Source organism: Mesorhizobium sp. M2A.F.Ca.ET.043.02.1.1, from assembly GCF_003952405.1.
In the GTDB taxonomy this organism is placed as follows: Bacteria; Pseudomonadota; Alphaproteobacteria; order Rhizobiales; family Rhizobiaceae; genus Mesorhizobium.
The window spans coordinates 4,467,270-4,482,837 of record NZ_CP034445.1 but is presented as its reverse complement, the minus strand read 5'-3'; the positions used below and the strand labels follow the sequence as shown (position 1 = coordinate 4,482,837).

The following is a 15,568-nucleotide window of genomic DNA, read 5'->3' as shown; positions in this document are numbered from 1 at the left end:
AGCTGTATCAGCCCGGCCGCAGCATCGAGCCGGAGATCGCAAAAATGCGCTCGGCGCCGAGCATATAGGCAACCAGCGTTTCCAGGCGGAACAGGCCGGCATAGGCGCGGTCGAGCACGTTGAGCGAGCCGGTATAGGCGCCGAAGGCCGGCATGATCATGCGGCCGCCATCGCCGGCAAAGCAGCGCCGCCGGACCGAGCGGCCGCGCTGGACGATGCGCGCGCATGGGTGGAGATGGCCTGATATCTCGCCCTCGATCCGCGTCTTCGAGGGCTCATGGCGAAAGAGCAGCGAGCCGATGGCAAGTTCCCTCACCGTCTCGCCGGGCAAGTCAGCGGGCGCCTCAGGATCGTGGTTGCCGGCGACCCAGAACCAGTCGCGACCGGTCATCATCGCTTCCAGGCGTTCGCGAAAACTCGAATGCATGCGCCCGGCGCCGCCACCATCATGGAAGGAGTCGCCTAGGCTGACGACGATGCGCGGCTGATAGTCGGCGATCACCGACTGCAGCCTGAGCAAGGTGGCACCGGTATCGTAAGGTGGGATCAGCGCGCCGCGCCTGGCGAAAGAAGAGCCTTTTTCGAGATGCAGGTCGGAGACCGCGAGCAGGCGCAGATCGGGGAAGTAGAGAACGCCACGCCGATCGCAGATCGCGCGCTCGCCGGCGATACCGACAGGGTCGGCCTCGGCGATCAGCGTTGCGCGTGAGAGCGAAAAATTCATCCCCTCTTCGTCCCTCTCTTTCAGTCGATCATCTCCGGCCCCATGGCCTCTTCGACAAGGGTGGCGGCATCCATCAATAACGTCTCGTCTGCCTCGCCATTCACCGGCATCTTGCCGATTTCGAGCATGATCGGCACGGCGAGCGGCGATATCTGTTCGAGATTCTTATGCATGATTCGACCGCGAATGCGCGAGAGCATCTCGGCAAGTCTGCTGACATCGAGCAACCCGGTCGCAGCGTCGGTGCGGGTGGCCTGCAGCAGAATATGGTCGGGTTCATGGCTGCGCAGCACGTCATAGATCAGGTCGGTCGAGACGGTCACCTGGCGGCCGCTTTTCTCCTTGCCGGGGTGGCGTTTTTCGATCAGTCCGGAAATCAGCGCGCAGTTGCGGAAGGTGCGCTTCAAGAGCCAGCTGTCGGCAAACCAGGCTTCGAGATCATCGCCCAGCATGTCTTGATCGAACAGCGTGGCCAGCGACGGTTTTCTGTTCTTGAACATCCAGCCCATGTCGGCCAGCGACCAGATGGCCAGCGCATAGTCGGTGGCCACGAAACCGACCGGCTTCGCGCCCGCGCGATCGAGCCGGCGGGTGAGCAGCATGCCGAGCGTCTGGTGAGCAAGCCTGCCCTCAAACGGATAGGCCACGAGGTAGTAGCGGTTGCCGCGCGGAAAAGTCTCGATCAGCAGGTCGTCGCGTTTCGGCAGGATGGACTTGTCCGCCTGGAACCGCAGCCAATCCGCAACCTGCTCGGGTAGCTTCTTCCAGCGTTGCGGATCGTCGAGCATGGCTCGGACCTGCTCGGCCAGGTAGGTCGAAAGCGGGAATTTGCCGCCGCCATAGTAGGGCACTTTCGCATCGCTGCCCGGCGCGTTCGAGACGAAGCACTCGTTCTCGCGAATGCCTTCGAAGCGCAGGATCTTGCCGGCGAACATGAAGGTGTCGCCATGGGTCAAAGTCTCCAGGAATGCTTCCTCGATCTTTCCCAGCACCCTGCCGCCGCGCGAGGCTGCCCCCCGGCTGCCGGCCTGGACGTAGCGTACATTGAGCGCCGGCACTTCGATGATGGTGCCGACATTGAGCCTGTATTGCTGGGCGACGGCCGGATTTGAAACCCGCCACAAGCCCTCCCTGGTCTGCCGGATGCGCGCGTAGCGCTCGTAATTCCTGAGCGCGTAGCCGCCGGTGGCGACGAAGTCGATGACCCGGTCGAATGTCGGCCTGTCCAGGCTGGCGTAAGGCGCGGCGGTCCTTACCTCATCAAACAGTGCGTCGGCATGGAACGGCGCGCCGCAGGCGCAGCCCAGCACGTGCTGCGCCAAGACGTCCAGCCCGCCATTGACCAATGGCGGCGTGTCCTGGGCGCCGAGATAGTTGGCGTCGAGCGCGGCGCGGCATTCCAGAACCTCGAAGCGGTTTGCGGGGATGAGGATCGCCTTCGACGGCTCGTCCATGCGATGGTTGGCGCGGCCGATGCGTTGTGCCAGACGACTGGCGCCCTTCGGCGCGCCGACATGCACGACTAGGTCGACATCGCCCCAGTCGATGCCGAGATCGAGCGTCGAGGTGGCAACGATGGCGCGCAATGCATTCTCGCCCATTGCCTTCTCGACGCGGCGGCGCTGGGCGACGTCCAGCGAGCCGTGATGGAGGGCGATCGGCAAGGTATCCTCATTGACGCGCCATAGTTCCTGGAACAGCAGCTCGGCCTGGCTGCGGGTGTTGACGAAGAGCAGCGTGGTCTTGTGCCGCTTGATCTCGCGGTAAATTTCCGGCGTGGCGTAGCGGGCCGAATGGCCGGCCCAGGGAACGCGCTCTTCGGAATCAAGGATCGAGATATCGGGCTTGGCGCCACCCGTGACGACGATGAGCTCGGACATGGCACCGGGAGAAGCCTGGCTGACCAGCCAGCGCCGCAATTCGTCGGGCTCGGCGACCGTTGCCGACAGGCCGATGGTCTGGAGATCGGGAACGAAAGCGCGCAGCCGCGCCAGGCCAAGCGCCAGGAGATGCCCGCGCTTCGAGGTGACAAGCGAATGCAGCTCGTCGAACACGACATAGCGCAAGTCTTCGAAGAAGCGCCTCGCGTCGTTCGAGGCGATCAGCAGCGCGAGCTGCTCTGGCGTGGTGAGCAGAATGTCGGGTGGCGCCAGCTTCTGCCGCTGGCGCTTGTGCGAAGGCGTGTCGCCGGTGCGGGTCTCGATGGTGACGGGCAGGCCGATCTCCTCGACCGGCTTGCCGAGATTGCGCTCGATATCGACGGCCAGCGCTTTCAGCGGCGAGATGTAGAGCGTGTGGATGGCGCGACGGGCCTGGCCAGGCTTGCGCTTGGGACGGTTGGCGAGCTCGGTGAGCGACGGCAGGAAGCCGGCCAGCGTCTTGCCGGCGCCGGTCGGCGCTATCAGCAGCACCGATTGGCCGCTTTGCGCCTTCGCCAGCAGCTCGAGCTGATGGGCACGCGGCGACCAGCCCTTTTGGCCGAACCATTTGACGAATGGCTCAGGCAGCAGGACGGCGGCGTTCTGTTCGGCAAGGCGCGGCTGCTCGGTCACGCGCAACAGGTAGCGCGGCGGCACGCGATCGCCAAGGAAAATCGGAACAAAAGGGGATCGGCGTTCCTCGCCCCGTTTACGGGGAGAGGATGCCGGCAGGCAGGTGAGGGGCGGCGCCGGCGATCGAGATGATGGTTTAGTTAGACGATGATAGGTCGGGAAATAGCGGCCAACCGCGAACATCGGCGCCGCCCCTCATCCGCCCTTCGGGCACCTTCTCCCCGTGAAACGGGGAGAAGGAAGATCACGGCCTCCTGAACCCGGTTGGGCCACCATAGAGATAGCCGATGCGCTCGACCGCTTCCTTCAGCCCTTCGCGCGAGACCAGCATGGTGTGGCCGTTGGCGTGGATCATGTCCCTTTCGTCGGTCATGGTCGCCACATGGCCTTTCCAGAACACGAGGTCGCCGCGCTGGAGGCCGGTATAGTCCGGACCCGGCTCGAAGGGCGTGCCGATCGACGCCGCCTGCATGTCGGAGTCGCGCAGCACATCCTTGCCGGTCATGCGCATCGCCAATTGCACGAGGCCGGAGCAGTCGATGCCGAAGCCGGAGACGCCGCCCCAGAGATAGGGCGTGCCGAGAAAACTTTCGGCGACGGTGACATAGTCGTCGGCCAGCTCGGCGATCGGCCGCAGATGGCCGGCGATGATCGCCTGGCCGGAGGGCAGCAGCGCATAATGCGTGCCCCGCGTCTCGGCCGAGCCGCTCACGGTCACGGTCGAGCCCATCGACAGCTGCCCGCTGAGCGGAAAGCGCAGATCCGGCCCGGGATAGAGGAAGGTGCGCGGCACGCAGACGATGTGGCTCGGAGCATGGTCGCGCGCGCCAAGAAGATTGTCCGCCACATAGCCGACATAGCCGTCGCGCTCGGCCTGCACCCAGGCCCAGCCTTCCGCGTCCTCGAAGACGAGCACGTCGTCGCCGAACAGCGCCTGCGTGTTGACGCCCGCATCGGGGCGCGGCGCCTTGCGCAGGTCGGCGACCGAGGCCGTGATCCGCGCCGGGCGGCCGGTGACGAAGCGGTCGGCGGCAACTTCGCCTTTCAGCCTCGCATCGGCAAGGTCGGAGCGGAAGGCGTGAAGGCGGGCATCCCTTGCGGTCAAATCGATAATCCAGTCGTTGGCAGTGAGGTCAGATGGGCAGTTCGTACGCCCTGGCGACGATACCATCGCCGAAGCGCTCGACAAAGAGCGCGCCTTCCACCGTGCGGCGGATCAGCACGTTGCGCTTGTCGAGCTCGTCGCGGTGGCGCGAGACCAGCTTCAGCGCGCCCATGGTGTCCAGCGCCCGGGTGATGACCGGCTTGGTGACGTTGAGTTTTGCCGCAAGCCCTCGCACCGTGTGCGGCGGCGGATCGAGATAGATGGTGAACAGGATCGCCGTCTGGCGCATGGTGAGATCGGGCTCGCCATCGCGCACCTGGGCCAGCATCACTTGCTGCCACAGTCGCAAGGCCTGGCTCGGGCGCATCGAGATCGACATCGCCCAAGCATGCCGGCAAATTGTTTCGGTTCCGTTTCAGTAACGGGCGCGCCTACCAATTGCTCAGGCAAATCGCTGCGTAATTATCCGCTCGAGCGCCCGAATGCCCTGCGCCTCGCCGCCGGTCAGGCCGTGGGGGCGGTCGGCCGGGTTCCAGGCGAAGATGTCGAAATGCGCCCAGCTGTGGGTCTTCTCGACGAAGCGCTTGAGGAAAAGCGCCGCGGTGATCGAGCCGGCAAAACCGTCCGTGGTGACATTGTTGATGTCGGCGATCTTTGAGGAAAGCTTCGCATCATAGGGACGCCATAGCGGCATTCGCCACAGCGGATCCTCGACCGCCACGGAGGCTGCGGCAATGTCGGCCGCGAGCGTCTCGTCGGCGGTGTAGAAAGGCGGCAGATCGGGGCCGAGCGCGACCCTGGCAGCGCCCGTCAGCGTCGCCATGTCGACCAGCAAGGCGGGCTGTTCCTCATCGGCCAGCGCCAGCGCGTCGGCCAGGATCAGCCTGCCTTCAGCGTCCGTGTTGCCGATCTCGACCGTGATGCCCTTGCGGCTCTTCAGCACGTCGCCAGGACGGAAGGCATTGCCGGCGATCGAATTCTCGACGGCGGGGATCAGCACGCGCAGCCGGACATTCAGTTTCGCCGCCATGATCATGGAAGCGAGGCCCAGCACATTGGCGGCGCCGCCCATGTCCTTCTTCATCAGAAGCATGCCGGACGACGGCTTGATGTCGAGGCCGCCGGTGTCGAAGCAGACGCCTTTGCCGACCAGCGTCACCTTCGGCGCAGCGCTCGGTCCCCAGCTCATGTCGATCAGCCGCGGCGCATCGGCGGAAGCCCGGCCAACAGCGTGGATCATCGGGAAATTCCGCGCCAGAAGATCGTCGCCGTGGATTGCGGAAATATCGGCGGCATGGGCGGCCGCCAGTTGCCGGGCGGCTTCTTCCAGTTCGACCGGACCGAGGTCGCTGGTCGGCGTGTTGACGAGATCGCGCGTCAGGAACACGCTATCGGCGACGCGGCGGACATGCGCGGCGTTCGCGCCCTCCGGAAGCGCGAAGCGTAAGGCCTTGCCCGGCCTCTTGCCGTAGCGCGTATACACATAGCCGCCCAGGACCAGCGCGAGCGCGGCGAGATCGGGCTGCGCGGGAGCCGACGCGAAATGCCAGTCGCCCTCCGGCAACGATCTTGCGAGCGCGCCGAGGGCCAAAGCGCTTTCGCCGTCGCCGATGCCGAACAGCGCGCCGGCGAGACCGCCGCCCTCGCCCGGCAGGACGAGCGTGCGCCCTGCCTCGCCGGAAAAACCGTTGGCTCTTGCCCAGGCGATGGCGGGCGGCGGCAATGCCGCGGCTTCAAGGGCGTCCTTTGCCACCAGATAGACAGGCAAGGCGGCTTGCGGCTTTTGTTCGACGAGTTCGACAGGCATGCGATGATCTCCGGCCGAACAGGATGAGTCGGCTTCTTAACGGTCCATTAGGGTTAACAGAATATTTCTGCGGGAGGGAAGACGGCCAGCCTATGGCCGCACAGGAATGGAGACCGGGCGCCGATGCCGATCAAAGCGTTGAACCATAGAGCCAAGCGTCTGATCAGCACAGCCTTCATGGCGGCACTGGCAGCCAGCGTGGCAGGTTGCGGCAGCACCAGCCAGATGACCACCGGCTCCATCTCGCGCTCCGATAGAAGGCCGCTGGAAACGATGTCGGCCGGCGAACTGCACACCGCCACGTCGAGGCTTGGCGAATCCTACGCCCGCAATCCCAATGACAAGCGCATGGCGATGAATTTCGCGGCGGCGCTGCAGATGGACGGCGATGCCGATCAGTCGCTCGCCGTGATGCGCAAGCTGGCGATCGCCTATCCCAAGGATCGCGAGGTGCTTGCAGCCTATGGCAAGGCTCTCGCCGCCAACGGCCAGTTCGAGCCGGCGCTGGACGCCGTGCGCCGCGCGCAGACGCCCGAATATCCGGACTGGAAGCTGGTGTCGGCGGAAGCCGCGATCCTCGACCAGATGGGCCAGAAGGACGAAGCGCGTCAGGACTACCGCAAGGCGCTGGAACTCAAACCGAACGAGCCTTCGGTGCTGTCCAATCTCGGCATGTCCTATGTGCTCGAAGGCGACCTGCGAACGGCCGAGACCTATATGCGCTCGGCCGCGCAGCAGCCTAGCGCCGACAGCCGGGTGCGGCAGAACCTTGCACTCGTAGTGGGCCTGCAGGGCCGCTTCGACGAGGCCGAGAAGATCGCCTCGCAGGAATTGTCGCCCGAACAGGCGCAGGCCAACGTCGCCTATCTGCGCCAGATGCTTGCCCAGCAGAATGCCTGGAGCCAGCTGAAGGATCGGGACAAGAACAAGGCGAAAGTCGCCACGAACTGACGGACGCCGCCAAGCGCCGCCCGCTCCGACAATCCAAAAGCCGCGCGGCTTTTTTTGATTGACACGAACGGCTCTTTCTCTTTGCTTTTTACGCAATTCCGGACGGAAACCCGCTCGACACTTTTCCTGGAATTGCCTTCTCTTTTTCTACGCAATTCCGGGCGGAAAACCGCGCGACACTTTTCCTGGAATGCTTTCTCTTTTTCTACGCAATTCCGGGCGGAAACCCGCGCGACACTTTTCCTGGAATTGCTTTACTTGCTCGAGGAGCTGTGCTGGTCGCCGAAGATGCCGCGCTGGCTGACCTGGATGCCGGCCGGGCCAAGAATGATGGCGAACAGAACCGGCAGGAAGAACAGGATCATCGGCACGGTGAGCTTCGGCGGCAGCGCGGCGGCTTTCTTCTCGGCCGCGTTCATGCGCATGTCGCGGCTTTCCGAGGCGAGCACGCGCAGCGCATGCGCCACCGGCGTGCCGTAGCGTTCGGCCTGGACCAGGGCCTGCGACACCGACTTGACCGATTCCAGGCCGGTGCGGCTTGCCAGGTTCTCATAAGCGATCTTGCGATCCTGCAGATAGGACAATTCGGCATTGGTGAGCACGAATTCCTCGGCAAGCGGGACCGACTGCGCGCCGATTTCGTCGGCGACCCTGCGCAGGGCCGCTTCCACCGACATGCCGGATTCCACGCAGATCAGCATCAGGTCGAGCGCGTCCGGCCACGCCAGTTGGATCGATTGCTTGCGCTTGGTCGCGCGGTTGTTGACATAGAGGATGGGCGCGTAGAAGCCGCCATAGGCGACGACGACACAGACGAACAGCTTGATGAAAGCCGGCTGCTGCGGCAGGCCGCCGAGCACGAACAGGTAGACTGCCGCCAGCGCAAAGCCCACGAATGGCAGGACGAGGCGGAAGAAGAGGAAGCGCGTCAGCGGGTTCTGGCCGCGGAAGCCCGCGACCTTGAGCTTCTGGATCGTGTTTTCATCGGCAAGCGCGCGCTTCAGATCCAGGCGGTCGACGATGTTGCGCATGCCGATGGACTGTTCCTCGCGCAGGCCCTTGCGCCGGCGGTCAGCCTCGCTGGCCAGCCGCGCGCGCTGCTCGGCGCGCAATTTGTCTCGTTCGAGCGCCACGGACTTCATGCGCGATTTGAGCGACGTGCCACCGAACGCCGGCATGAGGGTGAACACGGTCGCGAACACGGCGATGCAGACCAGCATCGCGATCAGAAAGGAAGGATCGGTGAGTGTTTTGACGACCTGTTCTGTCACCGGATCCGCGCCCCTACACTTCGAAATTCATCATCTTGCGCATCACCAGGATGCCGATCGACATCCAGACGCCCGCACAGCCGAGGATCAGGTTGCCGACATTGGTGGTGAACAGCGGCATGATATAATTCGGGCTCGACAGATAGACGAGAAAGGCGACGACAAAAGGCAGGGCGCCGATGATGACGGCGGATGCCTTGGCTTCCATCGACAGCGCCTGGACCTTGGCCTTCATCTTCTTGCGGTCGCGCAGGACGCGCGAAAGGTTGCCTAGCGCCTCGGACAGGTTGCCGCCGGCCTGCGACTGGATCTGGATGACGATCCCGAAGAAGCCGGCCTCGCTGCACGGCATGGTCTCGGACATGCGCATGGCGGCGTCGGGGACCGACATGCCCATCTGCTGGGAATCGACGATGCGGCGGAACTCCGACCGGACCGGTTCGGGCGATTCATTGGCGATCAGGCGGATCGCGTCGTTGAGCGGCAGACCGGACTTGACCGCGCGCACGATGATGTCGAGCGCGTTCGGAAACTCTTCCAGGAAGGCCTTCACGCGACGTGTGCGGCGAAACGAAACGAACCAGCGCGGCAGGCCGAGCCCGCCCACCAGCAGGGCGCCGGGCAGGGCCCACAGAGGCGCGCCGACGAAAAAGAGAAGGGCCGTCAGGATGATGCTGCAGACGGCGGAGTACATGTAGAAGCGCTCGATCGGCACCTGCATGCCGGCCTGGCGGATCTGAACCTTCAGCGGCGGTTTCTTGAGGTTGCGATCGTTGGTCTTCTGTTTCTCGTCGAGCTGCTTGAGCGAGTCCTGGAGACTTTTGCGCCGCTTGACCGCCTCCGCGGCGCGATCGCGCGTGGCCTTCACCACCGACCTGTCGGTTTCGGCTGTCTTGATGGTTTGAAGCCGCTTGCCCGCCTGCTTCTCGTTGTCGATGCGCGTGAACAGGAAAGCATAAGCCACCGCGCCGGCGCTGAAGCCGGCGAGCACGATGAACGCCAGGACGGTGGTGTCAATTCCGAACATCGACCGGTCCCCCTAGGCCCTTTCGCCGTTGCAAAGAAACGGCGAACCGCCCTATTTCTTTGTTTGGACGCAATTCCGGACGGAAAACCGCTTCACACTTTTCCTGGAATTGCGTCAAACCTCCAGACAAATCAGTCAGCGCGTTTCTCCATCGCCTCGAGCGCATTGGCGAGGCGCTGCTCCTCGCCATAATAGCGGGCGCGATCCCAGAAATGCGGGCGGCCGATGCCCGTCGACACATGCTCGCCAACCAGCCGGCCGCTCGAGTCCTCGCCCTTGATGTTATAGAGGACGAGATCCTGGGTGATGATGACGTCGCCTTCCATGCCGACCACCTCGGTGATGTGGGTGATGCGGCGCGAACCGTCGCGCAGGCGAGCGGCCTGGATGATCACGTCGATCGAGCCGACGACGATCTCGCGCACGGTGCGCTGCGGCAGCGAATAGCCGCCCATGGCGATCATCGATTCGATACGGTTGAGGCATTCGCGGGGGCTGTTCGAGTGGATCGTTCCCATCGAGCCGTCGTGACCGGTGTTCATCGCCTGCAGAAGGTCGAACACTTCCGGTCCGCGCACTTCGCCGACGATGATGCGCTCGGGCCGCATACGCAGGCAGTTCTTGACGAGATCGCGCATGGTCACCTCGCCCTCGCCCTCGAGATTGGGCGGCCGGGTTTCGAGACGCACCACATGCGGCTGCTGCAGCTGCAGTTCGGCCGAGTCCTCGCAGGTGATGACCCGCTCCTCGCGGTCGATATAGTTGGTCAGGCAGTTGAGCAGCGTCGTCTTGCCGGAGCCGGTGCCGCCCGAGATGACGACATTGCAGCGGACGCGGCCTATGATCTTGAGGATTTCCGCGCCTTGCGGCGAGATGGCGCCAAACTTGACCAGCTGGTCCAGCGTCAGCTTGTCCTTCTTGAACTTGCGGATGGTGAGCGCGGTGCCGTCGATGGAGAGCGGCGGCGCGATGACGTTGACGCGCGAGCCATCGGGCAGGCGCGCGTCGCAGATTGGGCTCGATTCATCGACACGACGGCCGACCTGGCTGACGATACGCTGGCAGATGTTGAGCAGCTGCTGGTTGTCGCGGAAGCGGACGCCGGTCTGTTCGACCCTGCCGTTGACTTCGATGTAGACGTTTTTGGAGCCGTTGACCATGATGTCGGCTATGTCGTCGCGGGCGAGCAGCGGCTCCAGCGGTCCATAGCCCAGAACGTCGTTGCAGATATCTTCAAGCAGCTCCTCCTGCTCGGAGATCGACATCGCGAAGTTCTTGATCGCGATAATATCGTTGACGATGTCGCGGATTTCCTCGCGCGCGCTCTCGGGATCGAGCTTGGCGAGCTGCGACAGATCGATCGTGTCGATGAGCGCGGAGAACACCTGGCTCTTGGTGTCGTAGTAAGTCTCTGAGCGCTCGCGCTGGATCCTTCTTGGCGGCTCGGACGCCATCGGCGGCGCCTCCACGGGACGGCGAGCCGGCGGCGCGGCCGGCGCGGTGGACGCCGGCACGGCCGGCCGCTCGGCCGTCATCGTTCCCGTCGAAGCGGGAGCGGCGGGAGCCGACGCCGGCGGACGGAATTCGGGCGTCACCCGGTTGCCGTCGTCTTTGCCTCTCTTACCAAACATGATCGACTACCCGATGCCGCTCAAACAGCGTCATTTCCTGTTGCGCGAGAGCTTGCCGAGGATCGAACCCAGGCCCGCCTTCTTCTTTGTCTTGATTTCGCTACGTCCGGTCAGCACATGCGCTATCTCGTTGATGGTCGCGACGACCGGGTTCTTAGCGTCCATCTCGGTCAGCATGCGGCCGTTGTTGGCGGCATTGCCGAACAGCAGCGGTTCGAAATTGATCACCGCCATGGGCGTGATGCCAAGCGGCTCGGCGAAATCGGAAGGCGCTATCTCCGGCCGTTTCGGCACACCTGCCTGGTTGATGATCAGCTTCGGCGGCGGATCGTTCGGGCGCAGCCGCTTCAGCATGTCCACCAAGTTCTTGGTGTTGCGAAGATTTGCGAGCTCGGGCGTGGCGGTGATGACGATCTCGTCGGCCTTGATCAGCGTGCTCTTCGTCCACCCGCTCCAGATGTGAGGGATATCGAGAACCAGCAGGGGCGCGCTGCGTTGCGCCGTCTCGATGATCTGCGAGAACGCCTCGGCGTCGAAATCATAGACGCGTTCGAGCGTTGAGGGGGCCGCAAGCAGCGACAGATGCTCGGCGCATTGCGCGAGCAGGCGGTCGAGATAGACCTCGTCGACCCGCTCAGGCGAAAACACGGCCTCTGCGATGCCCTGAGCCGGATCCTGATCGAAGTTGATGTTGGCGGTGCCGAAGGCGAGGTCGAGGTCAGCGATGACGACTTCGGATTTGAACAGCGACGACATCGCCCAGGCCGCATTGTGGGCAATGGTCGATGAGCCGACGCCGCCCTTGGCGCCGATGAAGGCGATCGAGCGGCCTATCGGCTCCGATTCCGGATCGACGAAGATCGACGACACGACGCTAACGATGTCGGACATTGAGACCGGCGCGACGACATATTCGGAAATGCCTGAACGGATGAGCTCGCGGTAGAGCCCGACATCGTTGTAGTGGCCGATGACCACGACCTTGGACGAGGGATCGCAATACTCCGCGAGCTGGCCGAGTTGTTCGAGCAGTTGCTTCGGCTCGCTGCGCGATTCCAGCAGGATCAGGTTCGGTGTCGGCGCGGACTGATAGAACTCGATCGCGGTCGGAACGCCGCCCATATGGACCTTGAGATGGGCCTTGGCCATACGGCGATCCTCGGCGGCGCGCTCCACGGGGCTGGCGACGCCTTCGGTCTCGCAGAAAGCCTGGATCGAAATGCGCGGCACGGGGCGCAGCGCCTGCATGGCGGCGATGTCCTGCTGCGAAAGGTCGCCGGTTTCCGCGGGCGTGTCGTAGGCAAGATTGCTCATCGTCATGCTCTTTCCGTGGCTGCTCTCTCTTCGCCGTCCGGCGGCTCAGTACGTCACTTCCGAATTGCCCAGGAACTCGTCTGAGATGCCTCTCGCCCGGTACACATCGATCACCGCGCCGCGATTTTCGGCATCGATTTCGGACTGCTTGCGCGGCCCGATCAGATCGTTGGGATTGGCCACCTGGGCCGCGAGATTGTTCTGATAGGAGCAGCCGAAGTCGGCATAATGCTTGTTGTCCGACGTCTCGGTCAGGTCGTCGGGCCAACGCCCGCATTTGTCGGTCTGGGCCCGCACCGCGACGAAGGCGGCGCGCACCGGCGCGGACGCCTCCGGCACGGCCGACTGATAGGAAGTCATGACGATGCGATCGCGCTTGACGCCCGCCTTCATGGCAAGCCTGGCAAAATCGCGGCCGGCGGCGCGGGCGGCGACCTCGTTGGCGGAGCCTGCCGGCATCGCGATCGTCAGCGCCGGCGCAGCGCTCTTGTCGTAGCCGTCGAGAAAACCGAGCAGCGCGTCGCGCTGCGCGCCGGTCATGCCGCGATCGCCAGCGCCGACCGGCAGATCGATCTTCTGGTTCTTCTCGGCAATGACGATCGGATGGGTCGTGCGATAGTCATCCGGGATCGACCCGACCGTGACGCTGTCGCGATTGGCGCATCCGGAGAGCGACGCTGCAAGGGCGATCGCCAGTGCCGGGACCACCTGCCGGCCCTTCCTTGCGATGCCGGATGCTGTCCGGACCGTCATGACCTTCGATGCTGACTTGGACATATCCGCGTTCCCACTCATTTGTAGATGAAGCCGACGACGCCGTGGTACCGCCCGGCTGGTCTGTCCGTCTGCATGGTGCCGTAGACGCGATTGACGCGGCCGAGGAACATGCCGGCGCCGTCGCTCGGCGGGTTGAAATTGTCATCCGGCTTGGCCAGGTCGTTGCGCGCCACCGGCCGCGCCAGATAGGGCGTGATGATGATGACGAGCTCGCTTTCGTTGCGGACGAAGTCGCGGCTGCGGAAGAGCGTCCCGAGCACGGGGATCTTGGTCAGGCCGGGCAATCCGGTGACAGCCTGCCTGAGATCGTCGCGCACGAGGCCCGCGATCATCATCGAACCGCCGGAAGGCAGTTCGACCGTCGTATCGGCCAGGCGCTTGCGCAGCGACAAAGCGTTCATGCCGATGTTCTGGTTGTCTGTGGATGCCGATACGGATCCTTCGGTCGTCGGTTCGGAAACCGACGTCCTCACCTTCAGGCTTATGCGACCGGGCGACAGAACAACCGGCTGGAACTCCAGCCCGATACCGTACTCGATCTTGTCGACCGAATAGTTCTGCAGACCGGTCTGGTTGTCCGTGGACACGTTGGCGGAAACGCTCTTCACAATATTGTACTCGCCGCCGACCTTGAAGGTCGCCTTTTCCCCGGACACGGCGGTCAAAGTCGGCTCAGCCAGGGTCTTCATGACCCCCGACTGTTCCATTGCGTTGATATAGGACTGCAGCCCTGACGAGCTGATAGAGAGGCCCGCGTTCGACAGCGGTTTGCCAAGACCCATGTAAGGGTCGCTGAGCGCCGCCCAGGAAATGCCGTTGCTGCCGCCGCTGGCGAGCATATTGACGCCGAGCTGTTTCATCACCGAGCGGCTGACTTCGGCGACCGTCACCTTGAGCGTTACCTGATCGTCGCCGATGATCTGCAACAGGTTGACGATCTTGGAGGTCCGGCGCTCCTGGTCGGGGTTGTTGATGTCGACGCCGCCATTGACCGAGCCGCCGGCGGCGGTCTGCGAATATTGGCCGGTCGTCGCTTCACCGCCTGACACGAAGATGGTCGCGAGATCGACGGCGCGCTTGGCATCGAGCGGCGTGTCGACCATGCCGGTGAGGACAACGTTGTCGTTCAGCAGCTCGACCTTGATCTGCGAGGACGGGATGAAGCGCTTCAGATAATCCTCCAGCCCGGCGACATCGCGCTCGACGGCGAGGTCCAGGCTGACGATCTGCTCGCCATTGGGGCCGAAAACGAAGATATTGGTCTCGCCGACCGCCTTGCCGAACAGGTAGATGCGCCGCGCCGTGCGCGTCACGGCATCGGCAACCGCCGGATTGGCGACGAGGATGTCATAGGCATCATTCGGCAGATCGATGACCACGGATTTGTTGAGGCCGAGCTTGACGCGCTGCGTGGCGACGGAAGCCGATACGCCGGCGCTCGCGGCTTTGGCTTCGACCAGTCCCGAGGCGTTGGCGCCAATCAGCAGCAGACCGATCGTCGCGGTCGCCAGGAAGGGCAGCAGTTTGCCATTTAGCGTCATTTCCTTGCTCCCACCTCGGAAACCTCGCCCGACTTGATCAGACGCACCGTTCCGCGCCGGCCGTTGCCGTTGACCAGATAGTCGGCTTCGTCCGTACTCTTTTCGTGGATGTCGGTGATCGGGCGCAGCGCGAGCGTCAGGCGGTCCGCCATCTGCTGCGCGACGGTGATGATCTCGGCCTGTTGCGGCGTCAGCTCCAGCGTCGCGGTCTGGCCGACCCTGGTCTTCTTGCCTTCCTCGTCTTCCTGGATGGTCTGGTCGATGGCCAGCACCCGGATGTTCTTGAGGATGGTCTCGGTGTTGAAGCCGCTGCCGCCGTTGCCGGTGTCGGCGCGGCGGGTCATGATAACGTCGACGAAGTCGTTGGGCAGGATGAAGCCGCCTGCGGAAGTGTCGGCCGATATCGCAGTGGCGACAGCGCGCATCCCTGAAGGCAGGATCGACGACATGAAGCTCTGCCCCTCGCCGACCAGCTTGGAGCGGCGCAGCGGCTCGCCCGTATACATGGCCACGCGCGCTACCGAGCCCTTGAGCTTTTCGGCCGCGTCAGGTTCGGCGGCGCGCGTGATGAAATTGGCATTGACGCCGTCGGACGGCCATTTTTCCCAGCTGACGTTGTTGCCGAGCTGGCTGCCCATCGGGACATCGCCCGACAGTACCAGCACATCCTGCAACGCGACCGCCGGCTGCGCGGGCGCATTGACAACGACCTGCGCTGGCGGCGCCACCACCATGTTCTTGGCGACATAGCCCGCGCCACCCGCCGCGACCGCAGCCACGCCCAGAATAATCAATCGGGATGCTGGCATTCGTCCGAAACCCTTCGCCTCGTGGCAAACCACCCACGCCTGGCCGGACTTTGCAGCCG

General features: G+C 64.0%; 13 protein-coding genes. 1 reads left to right on the top strand and 12 read right to left on the bottom strand.

Annotated features, from left to right (window positions below):
* Positions 1–7: 7 nt before the first annotated feature.
* The 5 genes from pdeM to EJ068_RS21330 form a co-directional block, all read right to left on the bottom strand.
* Complete coding sequence (gene pdeM / locus EJ068_RS21350; RefSeq protein ID WP_126079370.1) at positions 8–724, bottom strand: ligase-associated DNA damage response endonuclease PdeM; 717 nt, start codon at positions 722–724, stop codon at positions 8–10.
* Between the two features lie 20 nt (positions 725–744).
* Entirely contained in the window at positions 745–3,276 is a 2,532-nt protein-coding gene (locus EJ068_RS21345) for a ligase-associated DNA damage response DEXH box helicase (protein WP_189342045.1), read from the bottom strand.
* Positions 3,277–3,520: 244 nt separating this feature from the next.
* Positions 3,521–4,381 carry an NlpC/P60 family protein gene (locus tag EJ068_RS21340; RefSeq protein WP_189342044.1) on the bottom strand — a complete coding sequence of 287 codons (861 nt, stop codon included), beginning with the start codon at positions 4,379–4,381 and terminating at the stop codon, positions 3,521–3,523.
* A gap of 28 nt (positions 4,382–4,409) precedes the next feature.
* Positions 4,410–4,760: a MarR family winged helix-turn-helix transcriptional regulator gene (locus EJ068_RS21335; protein WP_042638647.1), complete on the bottom strand. Its 351-nt coding sequence runs from the start codon at positions 4,758–4,760 to the stop codon at positions 4,410–4,412.
* Between the two features lie 63 nt (positions 4,761–4,823).
* On the bottom strand, positions 4,824–6,188 hold the full coding sequence (locus EJ068_RS21330; protein WP_127250801.1) for a leucyl aminopeptidase family protein: 1,365 nt from the start codon (positions 6,186–6,188) through the stop codon (positions 4,824–4,826).
* Positions 6,189–6,311: 123 nt separating this feature from the next.
* On the opposite strand from EJ068_RS21330, the gene EJ068_RS21325 reads away from it, so the two are divergent.
* The gene (locus EJ068_RS21325) at positions 6,312–7,139 is read left to right on the top strand and encodes a tetratricopeptide repeat protein (RefSeq protein WP_126079373.1); all 828 of its coding nucleotides are present in this window, start codon (positions 6,312–6,314) and stop codon (positions 7,137–7,139) included.
* 254 nt (positions 7,140–7,393) lie between these two features.
* On the opposite strand, the gene EJ068_RS21320 is transcribed toward EJ068_RS21325, so the two are convergent.
* From EJ068_RS21320 to cpaB, 7 genes are all read right to left on the bottom strand, one after another.
* On the bottom strand, positions 7,394–8,410 hold the full coding sequence (locus EJ068_RS21320; RefSeq protein WP_127250802.1) for a type II secretion system F family protein: 1,017 nt from the start codon (positions 8,408–8,410) through the stop codon (positions 7,394–7,396).
* 13 nt (positions 8,411–8,423) lie between these two features.
* Positions 8,424–9,437 carry a type II secretion system F family protein gene (locus tag EJ068_RS21315; RefSeq protein ID WP_127250803.1) on the bottom strand — a complete coding sequence of 338 codons (1,014 nt, stop codon included), beginning with the start codon at positions 9,435–9,437 and terminating at the stop codon, positions 8,424–8,426.
* A 131-nt stretch (positions 9,438–9,568) separates the two neighbouring features.
* Positions 9,569–11,068, bottom strand: coding sequence for a CpaF family protein (locus EJ068_RS21310; protein ID WP_127386075.1), 1,500 nt, complete (start codon positions 11,066–11,068; stop codon positions 9,569–9,571).
* Positions 11,069–11,098: 30 nt separating this feature from the next.
* Positions 11,099–12,382, bottom strand: a complete 1,284-nt coding sequence (locus tag EJ068_RS21305; protein ID WP_189342051.1) for a CpaE family protein — start codon at positions 12,380–12,382, stop codon at positions 11,099–11,101.
* Between the two features lie 45 nt (positions 12,383–12,427).
* On the bottom strand, positions 12,428–13,159 hold the full coding sequence (locus EJ068_RS21300; RefSeq protein ID WP_127252214.1) for a CpaD family pilus assembly protein: 732 nt from the start codon (positions 13,157–13,159) through the stop codon (positions 12,428–12,430).
* A 14-nt stretch (positions 13,160–13,173) separates the two neighbouring features.
* Positions 13,174–14,700 (bottom strand): type II and III secretion system protein family protein, encoded by a 1,527-nt coding sequence (locus EJ068_RS21295; RefSeq protein ID WP_127252215.1) that lies wholly within the window; start codon positions 14,698–14,700, stop codon positions 13,174–13,176.
* Positions 14,697–15,509, bottom strand: a complete 813-nt coding sequence (cpaB, locus tag EJ068_RS21290) for a Flp pilus assembly protein CpaB (RefSeq protein ID WP_127252216.1) — start codon at positions 15,507–15,509, stop codon at positions 14,697–14,699. Before cpaB ends, EJ068_RS21295 begins: the two co-directional genes overlap by 4 nt.
* Positions 15,510–15,568: the final 59 nt, after the last annotated feature.

Coding starts and splice junctions, on each gene's coding strand:
- pdeM (WP_126079370.1), bottom strand. CDS start 724: ATGAATTTTTCGCTCTCACGCGCAACGCTGATCGCCGAGGCCGACCCT.
- EJ068_RS21335 (WP_042638647.1), bottom strand. CDS start 4,760: ATGTCGATCTCGATGCGCCCGAGCCAGGCCTTGCGACTGTGGCAGCAA.
- EJ068_RS21330 (WP_127250801.1), bottom strand. CDS start 6,188: ATGCCTGTCGAACTCGTCGAACAAAAGCCGCAAGCCGCCTTGCCTGTC.
- EJ068_RS21325 (WP_126079373.1), top strand. CDS start 6,312: ATGCCGATCAAAGCGTTGAACCATAGAGCCAAGCGTCTGATCAGCACA.
- EJ068_RS21315 (WP_127250803.1), bottom strand. CDS start 9,437: ATGTTCGGAATTGACACCACCGTCCTGGCGTTCATCGTGCTCGCCGGC.
- EJ068_RS21310 (WP_127386075.1), bottom strand. CDS start 11,068: ATGTTTGGTAAGAGAGGCAAAGACGACGGCAACCGGGTGACGCCCGAA.
- EJ068_RS21305 (WP_189342051.1), bottom strand. CDS start 12,382: ATGAGCAATCTTGCCTACGACACGCCCGCGGAAACCGGCGACCTTTCG.
- EJ068_RS21300 (WP_127252214.1), bottom strand. CDS start 13,159: ATGTCCAAGTCAGCATCGAAGGTCATGACGGTCCGGACAGCATCCGGC.
- EJ068_RS21295 (WP_127252215.1), bottom strand. CDS start 14,700: ATGACGCTAAATGGCAAACTGCTGCCCTTCCTGGCGACCGCGACGATC.
- cpaB (WP_127252216.1), bottom strand. CDS start 15,509: ATGCCAGCATCCCGATTGATTATTCTGGGCGTGGCTGCGGTCGCGGCG.